At 70.9% G+C, this 14,438-nt stretch carries 16 protein-coding genes; 2 read left to right on the forward strand and 14 right to left on the reverse strand.

Translation table 11 applies throughout. The features are described from left to right. Nucleotides 1–27: 27 nt before the first annotated feature. From AB0C82_RS09460 to AB0C82_RS09495, 8 genes are all read right to left on the reverse strand, one after another. Nucleotides 28–783 carry a DUF3159 domain-containing protein gene (locus AB0C82_RS09460; protein ID WP_362838089.1) on the reverse strand — a complete coding sequence of 252 codons (756 nt, stop codon included), beginning with the start codon at nt 781–783 and terminating at the stop codon, nt 28–30. Between the two features lie 3 nt (nt 784–786). Next, a complete protein-coding gene (locus tag AB0C82_RS09465) occupies nt 787–1,203 on the reverse strand; it encodes an OB-fold nucleic acid binding domain-containing protein (protein WP_362838091.1) in 417 nt (138 codons plus the stop codon). 109 nt (nt 1,204–1,312) lie between these two features. Next, complete coding sequence (locus tag AB0C82_RS09470) at nt 1,313–2,005, reverse strand: response regulator (protein WP_362838094.1); 693 nt, start codon at nt 2,003–2,005, stop codon at nt 1,313–1,315. 58 nt (nt 2,006–2,063) lie between these two features. Beyond that, entirely contained in the window at nt 2,064–4,607 is a 2,544-nt protein-coding gene (locus AB0C82_RS09475; protein ID WP_362838097.1) for a sensor histidine kinase KdpD, read from the reverse strand. Between the two features lie 240 nt (nt 4,608–4,847). After that, nucleotides 4,848–5,591: an ABC transporter ATP-binding protein gene (locus AB0C82_RS09480; RefSeq protein ID WP_362838100.1), complete on the reverse strand. Its 744-nt coding sequence runs from the start codon at nt 5,589–5,591 to the stop codon at nt 4,848–4,850. A gap of 175 nt (nt 5,592–5,766) precedes the next feature. Continuing rightward, nucleotides 5,767–6,534, reverse strand: a complete 768-nt coding sequence (locus tag AB0C82_RS09485) for a DUF3710 domain-containing protein (RefSeq protein ID WP_362838102.1) — start codon at nt 6,532–6,534, stop codon at nt 5,767–5,769. 1 nt (nt 6,535) lies between these two features. Then, the gene (dut, locus tag AB0C82_RS09490) at nt 6,536–7,063 is read right to left on the reverse strand and encodes a dUTP diphosphatase (protein WP_362838105.1); all 528 of its coding nucleotides are present in this window, start codon (nt 7,061–7,063) and stop codon (nt 6,536–6,538) included. Further along, a complete protein-coding gene (locus AB0C82_RS09495) occupies nt 7,063–7,647 on the reverse strand; it encodes a PaaI family thioesterase (RefSeq protein ID WP_185297920.1) in 585 nt (194 codons plus the stop codon). The genes dut and AB0C82_RS09495 overlap by 1 nt, the downstream gene beginning before the upstream one ends. A gap of 58 nt (nt 7,648–7,705) precedes the next feature. On the opposite strand from AB0C82_RS09495, the gene AB0C82_RS09500 reads away from it, so the two are divergent. After that, nucleotides 7,706–8,164, forward strand: a complete 459-nt coding sequence (locus AB0C82_RS09500) for a DUF3093 domain-containing protein (protein ID WP_362838107.1) — start codon at nt 7,706–7,708, stop codon at nt 8,162–8,164. A 10-nt stretch (nt 8,165–8,174) separates the two neighbouring features. On the opposite strand, the gene AB0C82_RS09505 is transcribed toward AB0C82_RS09500, so the two are convergent. The 4 genes from AB0C82_RS09505 to AB0C82_RS09520 all read right to left on the reverse strand — a co-directional run bounded on the left by AB0C82_RS09505 (nt 8,175) and on the right by AB0C82_RS09520 (nt 11,733). Then, complete coding sequence (locus tag AB0C82_RS09505; protein ID WP_362838109.1) at nt 8,175–9,125, reverse strand: hypothetical protein; 951 nt, start codon at nt 9,123–9,125, stop codon at nt 8,175–8,177. A gap of 12 nt (nt 9,126–9,137) precedes the next feature. After that, nucleotides 9,138–9,434, reverse strand: a complete 297-nt coding sequence (locus AB0C82_RS09510) for a DUF4193 domain-containing protein (protein ID WP_003965732.1) — start codon at nt 9,432–9,434, stop codon at nt 9,138–9,140. Nucleotides 9,435–9,839: 405 nt separating this feature from the next. Then, a complete protein-coding gene (locus tag AB0C82_RS09515; protein WP_362838111.1) occupies nt 9,840–11,072 on the reverse strand; it encodes an ATP-binding protein in 1,233 nt (410 codons plus the stop codon). Between the two features lie 7 nt (nt 11,073–11,079). Beyond that, nucleotides 11,080–11,733, reverse strand: a complete 654-nt coding sequence (locus tag AB0C82_RS09520) for a response regulator transcription factor (RefSeq protein WP_014153613.1) — start codon at nt 11,731–11,733, stop codon at nt 11,080–11,082. A 369-nt stretch (nt 11,734–12,102) separates the two neighbouring features. On the opposite strand from AB0C82_RS09520, the gene AB0C82_RS09525 reads away from it, so the two are divergent. Then, on the forward strand, nt 12,103–12,276 hold the full coding sequence (locus tag AB0C82_RS09525) for a hypothetical protein (RefSeq protein WP_328906288.1): 174 nt from the start codon (nt 12,103–12,105) through the stop codon (nt 12,274–12,276). A gap of 102 nt (nt 12,277–12,378) precedes the next feature. Here AB0C82_RS09525 and AB0C82_RS09530 read toward each other — a convergent pair whose 3' ends face one another. Together AB0C82_RS09530 and AB0C82_RS09535 are read right to left on the reverse strand one after the other, a co-directional pair. Next, on the reverse strand, nt 12,379–13,179 hold the full coding sequence (locus AB0C82_RS09530) for an inositol monophosphatase family protein (protein WP_362838113.1): 801 nt from the start codon (nt 13,177–13,179) through the stop codon (nt 12,379–12,381). 103 nt (nt 13,180–13,282) lie between these two features. After that, nucleotides 13,283–14,410, reverse strand: coding sequence for a ferrochelatase (locus tag AB0C82_RS09535; RefSeq protein WP_362838115.1), 1,128 nt, complete (start codon nt 14,408–14,410; stop codon nt 13,283–13,285). Between the last annotated feature and the right edge of the window lie 28 nt (nt 14,411–14,438).

The following is a 14,438-nucleotide window of genomic DNA, read 5'->3' on the forward strand; positions in this document are numbered from 1 at the left end:
GTGCGGGGCCCTCTCGCGTGCAGCCTGTCAGCCTTCGTGGCCGGCCTGTGCCGCCTGCGCCTTGCGGTCCTTCTCGGCCTGCTCCTGCGCCTCCATCTCGGCGAAGACGTCGATCGGCGGCGGCGCCTTCGCGAGGAAGAGCCACGTCAGATAGACGGCGAGGAGGAACGGCGGGATCTTCAGCGCGACCAGTACCCAGCCGAGCTGGGTGGTGTCGGCCCACCAGTAGAGCGGGAAGAGGATCGCGCACTTGGCGAGCAGGATCAGGCCCCAGGCCCAGCTGGCCTTGGCGTACGCGGCCTTGCGGCCGGGGTTCCTGGTGCGCCAGGAGAGGTTCTCCTTGAAGACCGGACCCAGGATCAGGCCGATCAGGGGCACGCCCGCGATGGTCGTGATGATGTAGGCGAGCGCCAGTCCGAGCGTGTAGATCATGCCCGGCAGATAGAAGTCCTTGGCGTTACCGGTCATCATCGCGAAGACCACACCGAAGGCCACGCCGAAGACGCCGCTGAAGGCGTGCTTGACGGTGTCCTTGCGAACCAGCCGCACACCGACCATGAGCAGCGACACGACCAGGGCCGCGATGGCCGCGGTGTGCAGGTCCTTGTTGATGGTGAACATCGTGACGAAGAGCAGTCCCGGAAGGACTGTCTCCACCATTCCGCGGATACCGCCGAACGCCTCGGAGAGCGCGGCCTCGGTCACCGCTTTCGCGGCGGCCTCCTCACGGGCGGTGGGGTGGGACGTGTCCTTGTCGGACGTCGGCTTGTCGAGAGACGTCACCGGCTACTCCTTGCCGAGCGGTCGGAGTTCGTATTTGGGGTTGAACAGCACTCGGCGTCCGTGGCTCATGGAGATACGGCCCGAGGCGATGAGCTTACGGCCCGGCTCGATGCCGACTATGGAGCGCCGGCCCAGCCAGACCACGTCGAGCGGCGCGGTGCCGTCGAAGAGCTCCGCCTCAAGTGCGGGCACTCCGGCGCGCGGACGCAGGGTGACGGTTCGCAACGTACCAGTCACCTTCACGATCTGGCGGTCGGAGCACTCGGCGATGCGGGTGCACCCCGACGCCTGCGCGTCCTCCCGCAGCTCCTCGGACTCCAGGTCCTGCTGGGAGCTGGACAGGCGGTCGAGCATCCGGCGGAAGCGGCCGGACGGCTTGTCCGCCCTGCCGGGCTTCTCGAATCGGGGAACGGCACTCATACCCGAAGGGTACCGGTGTCCAGAGGTGTCGGCGGGTGCCCGGGGGTGTCCCCCGGACGGGTTACCTCAGTCGTCCCGGTATGACCTTCCCGAAGCCCGTTTCCGGCGGTCAGCCACGCTCGAAGCGGTAGCCCATGCCCGGTTCGGTGACGAAGTGTCTGGGGTGCGAGGGATCGGCCTCCAGCTTGCGCCGCAGCTGGGCCATGTAGACGCGGAGGTAGTTGGTCTCGGTGCCGTACGAGGGGCCCCAGACCTCCTGGAGCAGTTGCCTCTGGCTGACGAGCCGTCCGCCGTTGCGGACGAGCACCTCCAGCAAGTGCCACTCGGTGGGGGTGAGGCGTACGTCGCGGCCGCCGCGGTTGACCTTCTTGGCAGCCAGATCGACCGTGAACCCCTCGGTCTCGACGATCACGACGCCGTCGGCGCCGTCCGTGCCGACGGGTTCGGCCCTGCGGACCGCCGCGCGGAGCCGGGCCAGCAGTTCGTCCATGCCGAACGGCTTGGTGACGTAGTCGTCGGCGCCCGCGTCCAGGGCCTCGACCTTCTCGTCCGAGCTGTGACGGGCGGAGAGCACCAGGATCGGCACCCGGGTCCAGCCGCGCAGTCCCCGGATCACCTCGACGCCGTCCATGTCGGGCAGTCCGAGGTCGAGGACGACGACGTCGGGGTGGCGGGCCGCGGCCAGCTGGAGGGCCGTCGCGCCGTCGGGCGCGGCGTCCACCTCGTACTTGCGCGCCTTCAGGTTGATCACGAGGGCGCGTACGATCTGCGGCTCGTCGTCGACCACAAGCACCCTGGTCATCGCGTACCTGCCTTTCTGCTGTCGGGATTGCACGGAACGTGTACGAGGTGCGGGAGCGTCACGAGGTGACCTGGGCGGGCAGTCCCGTGGCGGCGGGAACGTGTCCCGAGGCCGCCTTGAGGGTGAGGACCATGGTCATCCCGCCGCCTGGGGTGTCCTCCGCGTCGAGCGTGCCGCCCATCGCCTCCACGAACCCGCGGGCGACCGCGAGGCCGAGACCGACTCCGGCGCCGCGCGGGGCGTCGCCGTAGCGCTGGAAGGGCTCGAAGATCCGTTCCTTGCCCTCGTCCGGGACCCCGGGGCCCCGGTCGGCGACCCGCAGTTCGACCCGTTCGCCCAGCGAGCTCGCGGCGACGCCGACGCGCTTCCCGTCGGGGCTGTACTTCACCGCGTTCTCGACGATGTTCGCGACGGCTCGCTCCAGCAGCCCGGGGTCGACGGCGACCATCGGAAGCGTCTCCGGGATGTCGAGATCGACGCTGCCCTCGGGTACGCCTCCCAGTGCCATGGGGACGACCTCGTCGAGATCGATCTCGCGGATCAGCGGGGTCACGGTGCCGGTCTGGAGGCGGGACATGTCCAGCAGGTTGCCCACGAGGTGGTCGAGCCGGTCGGCCCCGTCCTCGATGCCTTCGAGGAGCTCCGCCTCGTCCTCGTCGGACCAGGAGACGTCGTCGGAGCGCAGGGAGCTGACGGCGGCCTTGATGGCCGCCAGCGGGGTACGCAGATCGTGGCTCACGGCCGCGAGGAGCGCGGTCCTGATCCGGTTGCCCTCGGCCAGCCGCCTGGCCTCCTCGGCCTCCCCCACCAGACGCTGCCGGTCCAGTACGACGGCGGCCTGGGCGGCGAAGGCGCCGAGGACCCGCCGGTCCTCGGCGGGCAGCACCCGCCCGGAGAGCGCCAGCGCCATGTGGTCACCGACGGGCATGTCCACGTCGGCGTCCTCCGGACGGACGACCGGCGACGGCCCAACGAACCCGGCACAGGTCCACGGATCGACGTCGCTCTGCCGCTCCAGCAGGGCGACGGACTCCATCGCGAAGGTCTCGCGGACCCGCTCCAGCAGGGCGTCCAGGGCGGTCTCGCCCCGCAGGACGCTGCCGGCCAGGAAGGAGAGGATCTCGGACTCGGCGCGCAGCCTGGCGGCCTGGTGGGTGCGGCGGGCCGCCAGATCGACCACCGAGGCGACCGCGACCGCCACCGCGAAGAAGATCACGATGGCGACGAAGTTCTCCGGGTCCTGGACGGTCAGGGTGTGGGTGGGCGGGGTGAAGAAGTAGTTGAGCAGCAGCGAGCCCGCTGCGGCCGACGCGAGGGCCGGCCGCAGTCCGCCGAGGAGGGCGGCGCCGACCGTCAGGAAGAGGAAGAGCAGGACGTCGTTGGCGAGCCCGGGGCCGTCCTCCAGGCTTCTGAGGAACAGCGAGAGGACCGCCGGTCCCCCGACGCCGACGGCCCAGCCCCACAGGATGCGGGCCCGGCCGAGCCGGTTGCCGCGTGCCAGGGGCAGCCCCCGGCCCTTGGCGACCTCCTCGTGCGTGACGATGTGGACGTCGAGGTCGGGGCCGGAGTCCCGGGCGACCGTGGCGCCGACGCCCGGACCGTAGATGTACTGCCACGCCTTGCGGCGGCTTGAGCCGAGCACGATCTGTGTGGCGTTGACCCCGCGCGCGAATTCCAGGAGCGCCGAGGGTATGTCGTCGCCGATGACGTGGTGGAAGGTGCCGCCCAGGTCCTCCACGAGGGTGCGCTGCACTGCGAGCTCCTTGGGCGAGGCCGCGGTGAGGCCGTCGCTCCGGGCGATGTACACGGCGAGGATCTCGCTGCCCGATCCCTTGGCCGCCATCCGGGAGGCCCGGCGGATGAGGGTACGGCCCTCGGGGCCGCCGGTCAGTCCGACGACGATGCGTTCTCGGGCCTGCCACGTGGTGCGGATGTTGTGCTCGCCGCGGTACTGCTGGAGGTATTCGTCGACCCGGTCGGCGACCCAGAGCAGCGCCAGTTCGCGCAGCGCGGTGAGGTTGCCGGGGCGGAAGTAGTTGGACAGGGCCGCGTCGAGCTTGTCGGGCTTGTAGATGTTGCCGTGCGCCATGCGGCGGCGCAGCGCCTGCGGCGACATGTCGACAAGTTCGATCTGGTCGGCGCGGCGTACGACTTCGTCGGGGACCGTCTCGCGCTGCCGTACGCCGGTGATGGACTCCACCACGTCGCCGAGCGACTCCAGGTGCTGGATGTTGACGGTCGAGATGACGTCGATGCCCGCCGCGAGGAGTTCCTCGACGTCCTGCCAGCGCTTGGCGTTGCGGGAGCCGGGCACATTGGTGTGGGCCAGCTCGTCCACCAGGGCGACGGCGGGCGCCCGGTCGCGGACCGCGTCGACGTCCATCTCGGTGAAGACGGCCGAGCGGTACTCGATGTCACGGCGCCCGACCTGCTCCAGCCCGTGCAGCATCACCTCGGTGCGCGGCCGGTCGTGGTGCTCCACGAGGGCGACGACGCAGTCGGTGCCCCGCTCCACCCGGCGGTGGGCCTCGGAGAGCATCGCGTACGTCTTGCCGACGCCGGGTGCCGCACCCAGGTAGATCCGAAGCTTGCCGCGTCCCATGGCCCCATTGTCTTTCAGAAGCGACTGCGGCCGATGCGGCAGCCGATTCCGAAACTACTCCGAGGATTTCCGGCATATCGGACCGGGGGTGGCTCCGGAGCGCGTATTGACGGGATTCTGATGCGCGGCGCCCAGGCCGGCGGGAACGCCCGGCCGGATGTCCGGCGCACGCCCACCCGGCCGGCCGGCGAGGTGTACGGCGGATCAGCGGCAGCTCACGGCCACACTCCCCCGCGGCCCTCAGACCGCCTTCGCGTGCTCCACGATGTGCCCGTCGCTGAGCTCCAGGACCCGGTCTGCGAGACCGAGCAGCTGGGCGTCGTGGGTGGCGACGAGGGCGGTGACGCCCTCGCTGCGCACCACCGCGCGCAGCAGCTCCATGACGGCGAGGCCGGTCTCAGCGTCGAGCTGTCCGGTGGGCTCGTCGGCGATCAGCAGGGCCGGCCGGTTGGCGAGCGCGCGGGCGATGGCGACGCGCTGCTGCTGTCCGCCCGAGAGCTCGCCGGGGCGCTGCCGGGCGTGGTCGCCCAGCCCGACGAGCGCGAGCATCAGCGCCACGCGCTCCTCGCGCTCCCGCGGATCGGCCTTGCGCAGCCGCATCGGTACGCCGACGTTCTCGGCCGCGGTCAGGATCGGGAGCAGCCCGAACGACTGGAAGATGAAACCGATCCGGTCGCGGCGCAGCTCCAGGAGCCCGTTCTCGCCGAGCTCGGAGAGGTCGACGCCGTCGACGACGATCCGGCCGCCGTCCGGCGAGTCCAGGCCACCGACCAGATTGAGCAGGGTCGTCTTGCCCGATCCGGAGCGCCCCTTGAGCGCCACGAGCTCACCGCGCGGGATCTCGAAGGAGACACCGCGCAGCGCGTGGACGGCCGAGGCGCCGGTCCCGTACGAGCGGCGCAGGTCCTCGATCCGCACCATGGGCCCCCGCCCCGTTTCCTCGGCCACCGCCGTGCCGCCCTGTGCCCCGGTGCTCTCGGTCATGTCTCTCCCCGTACGAACGCTTCCCCGCCGCGGCCAGTATGTGCATGAGGCACACAGCCGGGCAATGGCCAGGTGGCGGCGATCGGTCCTGGGCCTCCCGCACGGCATGGAAACGCCGGTGGGCCGTACCCGGGCGTGCGGGTACGGCCCACCGGCCGATGCTGCGGGGAGCGCCTCAGCGCACCTCGGTGATCTCGGGTCCGCGCTGGAGCTGACCCATCCCACCGGAGAACTTGGAGCTCTCCTGCTCCTCCTGCTGCACACCCTCCGGCACCATCTGGGCGTCGTTGGGGAGCTTCAGGACGATGGGGTCACGCGGCGCCATGGGGCCCTCGCCACGGACGACCACGGTGTCCCGGAAGATCGTCTCCAGCAGGCCCGCCGCCTCGGGCTGCACGGCACCCTGACCGGAGATGACTCCCCGCAGGAACCAGCGCGGCCCGTCGACGCCGACGAAACGCACGAGCTGTACGCCGTTCGTCCCGTCCGGAAGCTGTACGGGGACCTGGGCGCGCAGCTCCCAGCCCAGCGGACCCTCGACCTCGTCGATGATGCCGCCCTGCTGGGTGATGCCCGTGGCGATCTCCTCGCGGACCTCGCCCCAGATGCCCTGCTTCTTCGGGGCCGCGAACGCCTGGAGCTGCACCGCGCTGTCCCGCAGGACGACGGTGGCGGCGACGATCGCGTCACCCGCGACCTCGACGCGCAGCTCCATGCCCTCGACTCCGGGCACGAAGATCCCGCCCAGGTCGACCCGGCCCTCGCCGGGCTGGCTCACCTCGTCGACGTCCCACGGCCCGTCCGGCCGGGGGGCCGGCGGAAGGTTCATCCGGCGCGAACCGCTCGCGGCGCCGTCGTCGAGCTCGTCGGCGACCTGCTCGGCCTCGCGCGCTTCGTCCGCCGCGTCCTCGGCGGAACCACTCTTCTTGCGACGTCCGAACACGTCACTGTCCTTCCCGGTCGGATACGACCGAAGCGTAGCTGTTCCCACCCTGGGTGATCCCGCCCCTGACGCCGTCCACCGCGGCATGACCGCCGGTGGACCCGAAGCCACCTTCGGCCCGCGCCGAACCGGGAAGTTCCGCCACCTCGTGGAAGCGCACCTTCTCGACCTGCTGGACGACCAGCTGGGCAATCCGGTCGAAACGTTCGAACCGCACGGTCTCGCGCGGATCGAGGTTGACCACGATCACCTTGATCTCCCCACGGTACCCGGCATCAACCGTCCCTGGGGCATTCACGAGGGCCACTCCGCAGCGGGCGGCGAGGCCCGAACGCGGGTGCACGAACGCCGCGTACCCGTCGGGCAGGGCGATGGAGACCCCGGTGGGCAGCACCGCGCGTTCCCCGGGCGCCAGTTCGGCGGCCTCGGTGGTCACGAGGTCGGCTCCGGCGTCGCCCGGGTGCCCGTACGAGGGGACCGGCACCTCGGGGTCGAGCAGGCGGATCAGTACGTCGAGAGGAGGGCGCATCAGGGGTTCACCTCGAAGGCGCGGGCGCGCTTGACCTGGTCGGGGTCGGCCATGGCGGCCTGGATCTCCGCCGGCCGGCCGTTCTCGATGAAGTGGTCGACCTTGACCTCGATGAACAGGGCGTCGGCGCGGACCGCGACGGGCCCGTCGGGGCCGCCGATCCTGCCGGTGGCCGTGGAGTAGATCTTGCGGCCGTGGACGGCGGTGATCTCGGCGTCCAGGAACAGGACGGTGTCCACCGGCACCGGCCGCACGAAGTCGGTCTCCAGCCGCCCGGTCACCGCGATGACCCGCAGCAGCCAGTTCAGCGAGCCGAGCGTCTCGTCCAGCGCCGTGGCCAGTACGCCGCCGTGCGCGAGACCCGGGGCGCCCTGGTGGGCGGCCTTCACGGTGAACTCGGCGGTGACGCGTACGCCCTCTCCGGCGCGGGCCTGTAGGTGCAGCCCGTGCGGCTGTCCCCCGCCGCAGCCGAAACAGTGTTCGTAGTGCGCGCCGAGGAGTTCTCCCGGCGCCGGGGCTTCGGGGTGCCGGACCGGCGCCACCGCGTCGGCCGGGGGCGTCAGGGCCCTAGATGTTCCACTCACAGGCGCAGACCTTACCCGCGCGGCCGACCGCGGGTCGCGCCGTGCCAAGCTTGGTTTCATGCAGCCTTCCGCAACGTCCTTCGACGAACGCCTCACCGCTCCCCGTTCGTGGTGGGTCATCGCCCTCGGGGTCGGCGTCGCCTGCGCCCTGATGCTTCTGCCGCTCGGCACCGTGCCGCTGCTCGTCGGTCTGGTCGGCGGGACGGCGGCAGCCGCCGTCATCGTGAGTTCGTACGGCTCCGCGCGCATCCGCGTGGTGTCGGGCGCCCTGGTCGCGGGCGACGCGAGGATTCCGCTGTCGGCGCTCGGCGAGGCCGAGGTGCTTGACGCGGAGGGCGCGCGCGCCTGGCGCTCGCACAAGGCCGACCTGCGGGCGTTCATGCTGCTGCGCAGCTACATCCCGACGGCGGTGCGGGTCGAGGTCACCGACCCGGCCGACCCGACTCCGTACGTCTTCCTCTCGACGCGCGAGCCGCAGGCCCTGGTGGCGGCGCTGACGGCGGTACGGGCGGCCTGAGCGCGGGGGCCTAGGGCTGGGACTCCCCGGGAAGCCGCTTGGGGTTCTCGGGCTGTTCCAGCGCGGGCAGGTCCGAGAGCCGGTCCCAGGGCACCTGGTGCTCGCGCAGGTCCTTCCTGACCCGTTCGGCGAGCTTCGTGGTGTCCCGCCGGTTCATCACCGCACCGACCGCGGCGCCGATCATGAACGGGATCAGATTCGGCAGATCGCGCACCATGCGCTTCATGATCTGCTGCCGGAGCTCGCGTTTCATCTGGCCGCCGAGCGCCGCGTTCAGCGTGGTGGGCCGTGCGACGTCGATACCGCGCTCCTCCGTCCAGGACGTCAGATACGCGGTGCTGCGCTGGCCGATGTTGCCGGGCGGGCGCTGCCCGTAGACCTCGTGGAGCTCCGCGACGAGCTTCAGCTCGATGGCGGCGACGCCGGTGATCTCCGCGGCCAGTTCGGCGATCATGGCGGGCGGCACGGGCATCATGGCGGCCGCCCCGATTCCCGCGCCGACGGCGGCGGTGGCCTTGCCCGCGCCCGCGATGAGCTTGTCGGCGAGCTCTTCGGGGCCGAGCCCCGGGAACTGCCTGCGCAGGGTGGCGAGATCGCGCACAGGGACCCGGGGAGCCGTGTCGATGATCCGGTCGGCCAGCTGGCCGGCTACGGCTCTGGCGCTCTCCCCGCCCTTGCGTACGCCCCGTTTCAGTGTGTTCAGACGGCCTGCCCCGGTCACGGGCTCCGTCCTGCCGGGCTCTCCGGCCTGTTCGTCGAGTCCTGCGCCTTCCGCCCGGACTGCTTCGAGCGAGGCCGACCGGCCTCGCTCGTCGTCAGGTGCGCCGCCGGAAGGCGGCAGGGCGGCGGAACGCTCGGCAGACGGGCTTGCGCCTGCTGCCGGGCCTGTGCCGCCCTGATGCGCCTCCGCGGATTTCTTGTGCCACAAGCGCCGCTTCCGGAACGGTGTGTCGCCTGCCACGGCCGGCCCGACCTAGTCGCAGTCGCGGCAGATCGGCTGGCCGTTCTTCTCGCGGGCCAGCTGGCTCCTGTGGTGCACGAGGAAGCAGCTCATGCAGGTGAACTCGTCGGCCTGCTTGGGCAGGACCCGTACGGCCAGTTCCTCGTTGGACAGGTCTGCGCCGGGCAGCTCCAGTCCTTCGGCCGCGTCGAATTCGTCGACGTCGACGGCGGACGCGGTCTTGTCGCTCCGACGAGCCTTGAGCTCTTCGAGGCTGTCCTGGTCCACGTCGTCGTCGGTCTTGCGTGGGGTGTCGTAATCCGTTGCCATGTCGCTCTCCCCCTCATGGGTGTCTGCGGTGTCTCCAGCGCACGTAACGCGTGAGAGGCCGGACTTGTGCCCGACCTGAGGCGGAGATTTTGCCTCACATCAAGGTCTGTTACTCAATCGACACCCAAACGCGCCCCTCGGGAGAGGTCGGCTTGGGTGGCGATGGGGACCGTACACGGTCCTGATACTGCCGTTCACAGGCGCTACCCCGTGTACTTCCCGTGATATCGACCCCCGAAAACCCGGACGATTCCCGGCTTTCCGGCGGAGGCGCGATCACGGAGAGTAGAGGACGGAGTTTTCGCACCTGTGATCGATCACACACGGAATCGCCGGGAGCGGGTCCCGAAAATTCCGCCTAAAGCGAACACTGCGATCCATTGCGGCCTCGCACCACGAACCCTCTCAGACCGGCAGGGTGACGCGCATCACAAGACCACCGCCCTCGCGAGGCTCCGCGATGATACGGCCTCCGTGGGCCCGCGCGACGGATCGCGCGATCGACAGGCCGAGTCCGACCCCCTTGTCGCTGCCCGTCCGCTCCGTACGCAGACGCCTGAAGGGCTCGAAGAGGTTGTCGATCTCGTACGCGGGCACCACCGGCCCCGTGTTCGAGACGACGAGGAGCGCCTGTCCGGGCTGGAGCTCGGTGGTGACTTCCACCCAGCCGCTTTCGGCCACGTTGTAGCGGACCGCGTTCTGTACGAGGTTCAGCGCGATCCGCTCCAGCAGGACACCGTTGCCCTGCACGACCGCGGGAGCCCGCTCGCCGCGGATCTCCACGCCCTTCGCGACCGCCTCCGCGTGCGCCTGGTCGATGGCGCGCTCGGCGACCTCGGCCAGGTCCACGGGCTTGCGTTCGACGATCTGGTTGTCGCTGCGGGCCAGCAGCAGGAGCCCTTCGACCAGCTGCTCACTGCGCTCGTTGGTGGCCAGCAAGGTCTTGCCCAGCTGCTGGAGCTCCGGCGGGGCCTCCGGGTCGGAGAGGTGGACCTCCAGCAGCGTGCGGTTGATGGCCAGCGGTGTGCGCAGCTCGTGCGAGGCGTTCCCCACGAACCGCTGCTGGGCCGTGAAGGCCCGCTCCAGCCGGTCCAGCATGTCGTCGAAGGTGTCGGCGAGCTCCTTCAGCTCGTCGTCCGGGCCGTCCAGCTCGATCCGGCGGGAGAGGTCGGTTCCGGCCACCCTGCGGGCGGTTCGGGTGATCCGGCCCAGCGGGGACAGCACCCGGCCGGCCATGGCGTAACCGAACGCGAAGGCGATGATGCTGAGGCCCACGAGAGCCAGGAGCGACCGGTTCAGCAGCGTGTCGAGGGCTTCCTTGCGCTGATGGTTGACGCAGGTGTTCATGGCCGCGTTGAAGGCGTCGGGCGTCGCCTTCTTGGGGAGGTCGCACACCTCGCTGGTGACCTCGCCGTTCACGATCTGGAACGGGAGCTCACTGCCCACGTGCAGGGCCTGCGCGGCCAGCATGTAGATGATCGAGAGCAGCAGGATGCCCGCGATCAGGAACATGCCTCCGTAGAGCAGCGTGAGCCGTATGCGAATGGTCGGGCGCAGCCAGGGATACGGGGGCTCCTGCTGCTTGGGCTCCCAGGTCGGCTTCGGAGGCGCTGTCACGGGCGCCGGGGCGGCTGGCACGGCGTCCTCAGATCCGGTATCCGGAACCGGGCACCGTGACGATGACGGGCGGTTCACCGAGCTTGCGGCGCAGGGTCATCACCGTCACGCGCACCACGTTGGTGAACGGGTCGGTGTTCTCGTCCCACGCCTTCTCCAGCAGCTGCTCGGCCGAGACGACCGCGCCCTCGCTGCGCATCAGAACCTCCAGTACGGCGAACTCCTTCGGAGCGAGCTGGATCTCCTGCTCGTCCCGGAAGACCTCGCGGCGGTTGGGGTCGAGCTTGATCCCGGCGCGCTCCAGGACCGGCGGCAGCGCGACCGTCGTACGGCGTCCGAGGGCCCGTACCCGGGCGGTCAGCTCGCTGAAGGCGAACGGCTTGGGCAGGTAGTCGTCCGCGCCGAGCTCAAGTCCCTCCACACGGTCGCTGACGTCACCGGACGCGGTGAGCATGAGCACCCGGGTGGGCATCCCGAGCTCGACGATCTTGCGGCAGACGTCGTCGCCGTGGACCAGCGGGAGGTCACGGTCCAGCACCACCACGTCGTAGTCGTTGACCCCGACGCGCTCCAGGGCCGCGGCACCGTCGTAGACGACGTCGACGGCCATGGCCTCCCGGCGCAGTCCGGTGGCCACCGCATCGGCGAGCAGTTGCTCGTCCTCGACGACGAGTACGCGCACAGCGCTGTCCTTCCTTAGGTACTTCGGTGGATCGAAATGGCGAACGGCCCTGGTCCGGGCCGCACGACCGCACGGTCAGCAGGGTGACTGTGCGCGTCCATCCTGCCCGCAACGCGCATAAACCGGCGGTAAGACGACGCGAGGCCGGCTGCTGCCCAGGGGAATGAGGAGGATTCGCGGGCCAGTTGAGGTTTCTGCCGGATCCGGTCTGGGGATGACGACCTCACACCCGAGATCACACCCTGCACGTGGCATGACACTGCCCGTTCGTCCCCCTGGGGGGAGGCGTGATCACCCGCCCTCCGGTCCCCGGCCGGAGGAATCCCGGGCACACCCCCGTGCCACCGACCCACGATGAAGGGGCGCTCCATGGACGCTTTCACCGCAGGTCTGCTGCAACGCATCAAGAGCACCGAGTCCGACCTCACCAGGGCTCGCGAGACAGGTGACGACTTCCTCGCGGATGTCGAGCAGGGAGAGCTGGACGACCTGCGCCGTCTCGCGGCCGAACACGGCGTCGAAGTGAGCACCACAAGCGTCTGAGCCGCCATGAGAGGGCCCCGGCTGCCATGACCGGCAACCGGGGCCCTCTTCTGTGTCCGTGGGCCCGCAGGGCCGCGTCAGGCGCCCGGGCGCACCCGTCCCTCAGTCGTGCCAGGCGCCCAGTTCCTCCAGCAGCGCCTGCAGCGGTTCGAAGACGCCCTGGGTGGCGGCCACCGTCAGCCCGCCGTCGGCGGGGCGTCCCGGACGCCCTCCGGTGAGCGCGCCCGCCTCCCGGGCGATGAGATCGCCGGCCGCGAGGTCCCAGGGATACAGTCCGCGCTCGTAGTAGCCGTCGAGACGGCCCGCCGCGACGTCGCACAGGTCGACGGCGGCCGAGCCGCCGCGGCGGATGTCGCGCAGCAGGGGGATGAGCCGGGCGGCGACGGCCGCCTGGTGGGTGCGGACGTCGGTGACGTAGTTGAAGCCCGTCGACACGAGCGCCTGGTCGAGCGGGGGCGCGGGACGGCAGCGCAGGGCGGCGCCGTTCGCGTACGCACCGCCGCCGAGCACCGCGTGGTACGTCTCACGGCGCATCGGGACCTCGACCACGCCGACGATCCGCTCGCCCTCGCGTTCCGCCGCGATCGAGACCGCCCAGGTGGGCAGGCCGTAGAGGTAGTTCACGGTGCCGTCGAGCGGGTCGATGACCCAGCGGACGCCGGTGCTGCCCTGGACGCTCGCCCCCTCCTCGCCGAGGAAGCCGTCGCCGGGGCGGCGCTCGGAGAGGAAGCCTGTGATCAGTTTCTCGGCGGCGATGTCCATCTCTGTGACCACGTCGATGGGGCTGGACTTGGTCGCGGCCACCCCCAGGTCGGCCGGGCGGCCGTCGCGCAGCAGTGCGCCGGCGCGACGGGCCGCTTCCAGGGCGAGGTCGAGGAGTTCGGTCAGGAGGGGGTCGGTCACGGTGCTCCCAGGAGGATTGCGTTCACGGCGCGCGGGGTCCCGGGCCTCTCGTCCGGATCAGGCCGGGCTCGCGGGGGGTCTGGTCCGATCCGGGCGAAGGACCCTAGGCGTACGGGCTGTCGGCGCCCGCCGCCGCGGGCTTCGGGGCCCGGGGGGGGCAGCAGCCCACCGGGCACAGGTCGTGGCTCGGCCCGAGTGCGCCCAGGGCGCACCGCTCCACGGCGCGCCCCCGCTCGGCCGCGGTGCGTTCCACGACCAGCTCCCGGACGGCGGCGGCGAACCGGGGGTCCGCGCCGACGGTCGGCGACCTGCGCACGGGCAGCCCGATCTCGGCGGCCTTGGCTGTCGCCTCGGTGTCGAGGTCGTACAGGACCTCCATGTGGTCCGAGACGAAGCCGATGGGGACCATCACGACCGCGCGGGCGCCCTCGTCCCGGACGGTCTCCAGGTGGTCGCAGATGTCGGGCTCCAGCCACGGGATGTGCGGGGCGCCGCTGCGCGACTGGTAGACGAGCTGCCACGGGTACGCGGTGCCGGTCCGCTCGCGTACCGCGTCGACGATCACCCGCGCGACGTCGAGGTGCTGGGCGACGTAGGCACCGCCGTCACCGTGCGCGTCCTCGGGGCCCGAGGTGTCGGCGGCGGACGTGGGGATGGAGTGCGTCGTGAAGGCGAGGTGCGCGCCCTCCCTGGCGTCGTCGGGCAGATCGGCCAGCGCGGCCAGTACGCCCTCCGTCATGGGCTCCACGAAACCGGGGTGGTTGAAGTAGTGCCGCAGCTTGTCGACGCGCGGTACGGGCAGTCCCTCGGCCTCCAGGACCGCGAGCGACTCCGCGAGGTTCTCGCGGTACTGGCGGCAGCCCGAGTACGAGGCGTAGGCGCTGGTGGCCAGCACGGCGATACGGCGGTGCCCTGCCGTGACCATCTCGCGCAGGGTGTCGGTGAGGTACGGCGCCCAGTTGCGGTTGCCCCAGTACACCGGGAGGTCCAGGCCGTGCTCGGCGAAGTCCTTGCGCAGGGCGTCGAGCAGGATCCTGTTCTGCCCGTTGATGGGGCTGACGCCGCCGAACAGGAAGTAGTGCTTGCCGACTTCCTTCAGGCGCTCCTCGGGGATGCCCCGGCCGCGGGTCACGTTTGCGAGGAACGGGACCACGTCGTCCGGGCCTTCGGGGCCGCCGAAGGAGAGAAGGAGCAGGGCGTCGTAGAGAGCGGGATCGCGCAGATCGGACATGAACCCGATCCTGCCACCCGGGTCCGGC

The sequence above is a fragment of the Streptomyces sp. NPDC048560 genome, assembly GCF_040650955.1.
Taxonomy (GTDB): Bacteria; Actinomycetota; Actinomycetes; order Streptomycetales; family Streptomycetaceae; genus Streptomyces.

What these genes read in the sequence shown, in the direction of transcription:
- AB0C82_RS09500 (WP_362838107.1), top strand. Translation starts at nt 7,706, where the DNA reads ATGCAGCCTTCCGCAACGTCCTTCGACGAACGCCTCACCGCTCCCCGT.
- AB0C82_RS09525 (WP_328906288.1), top strand. Translation starts at nt 12,103, where the DNA reads ATGGACGCTTTCACCGCAGGTCTGCTGCAACGCATCAAGAGCACCGAG.
- AB0C82_RS09535 (WP_362838115.1), bottom strand. Translation starts at nt 14,410, where the DNA reads ATGTCCGATCTGCGCGATCCCGCTCTCTACGACGCCCTGCTCCTTCTC.
- dut (WP_362838105.1), bottom strand. Translation starts at nt 7,063, where the DNA reads ATGCGCCCTCCTCTCGACGTACTGATCCGCCTGCTCGACCCCGAGGTG.
- AB0C82_RS09510 (WP_003965732.1), bottom strand. Translation starts at nt 9,434, where the DNA reads ATGGCAACGGATTACGACACCCCACGCAAGACCGACGACGACGTGGAC.
- AB0C82_RS09480 (WP_362838100.1), bottom strand. Translation starts at nt 5,591, where the DNA reads ATGACCGAGAGCACCGGGGCACAGGGCGGCACGGCGGTGGCCGAGGAA.
- AB0C82_RS09465 (WP_362838091.1), bottom strand. Translation starts at nt 1,203, where the DNA reads ATGAGTGCCGTTCCCCGATTCGAGAAGCCCGGCAGGGCGGACAAGCCG.
- AB0C82_RS09475 (WP_362838097.1), bottom strand. Translation starts at nt 4,607, where the DNA reads ATGGGACGCGGCAAGCTTCGGATCTACCTGGGTGCGGCACCCGGCGTC.
- AB0C82_RS09470 (WP_362838094.1), bottom strand. Translation starts at nt 2,005, where the DNA reads ATGACCAGGGTGCTTGTGGTCGACGACGAGCCGCAGATCGTACGCGCC.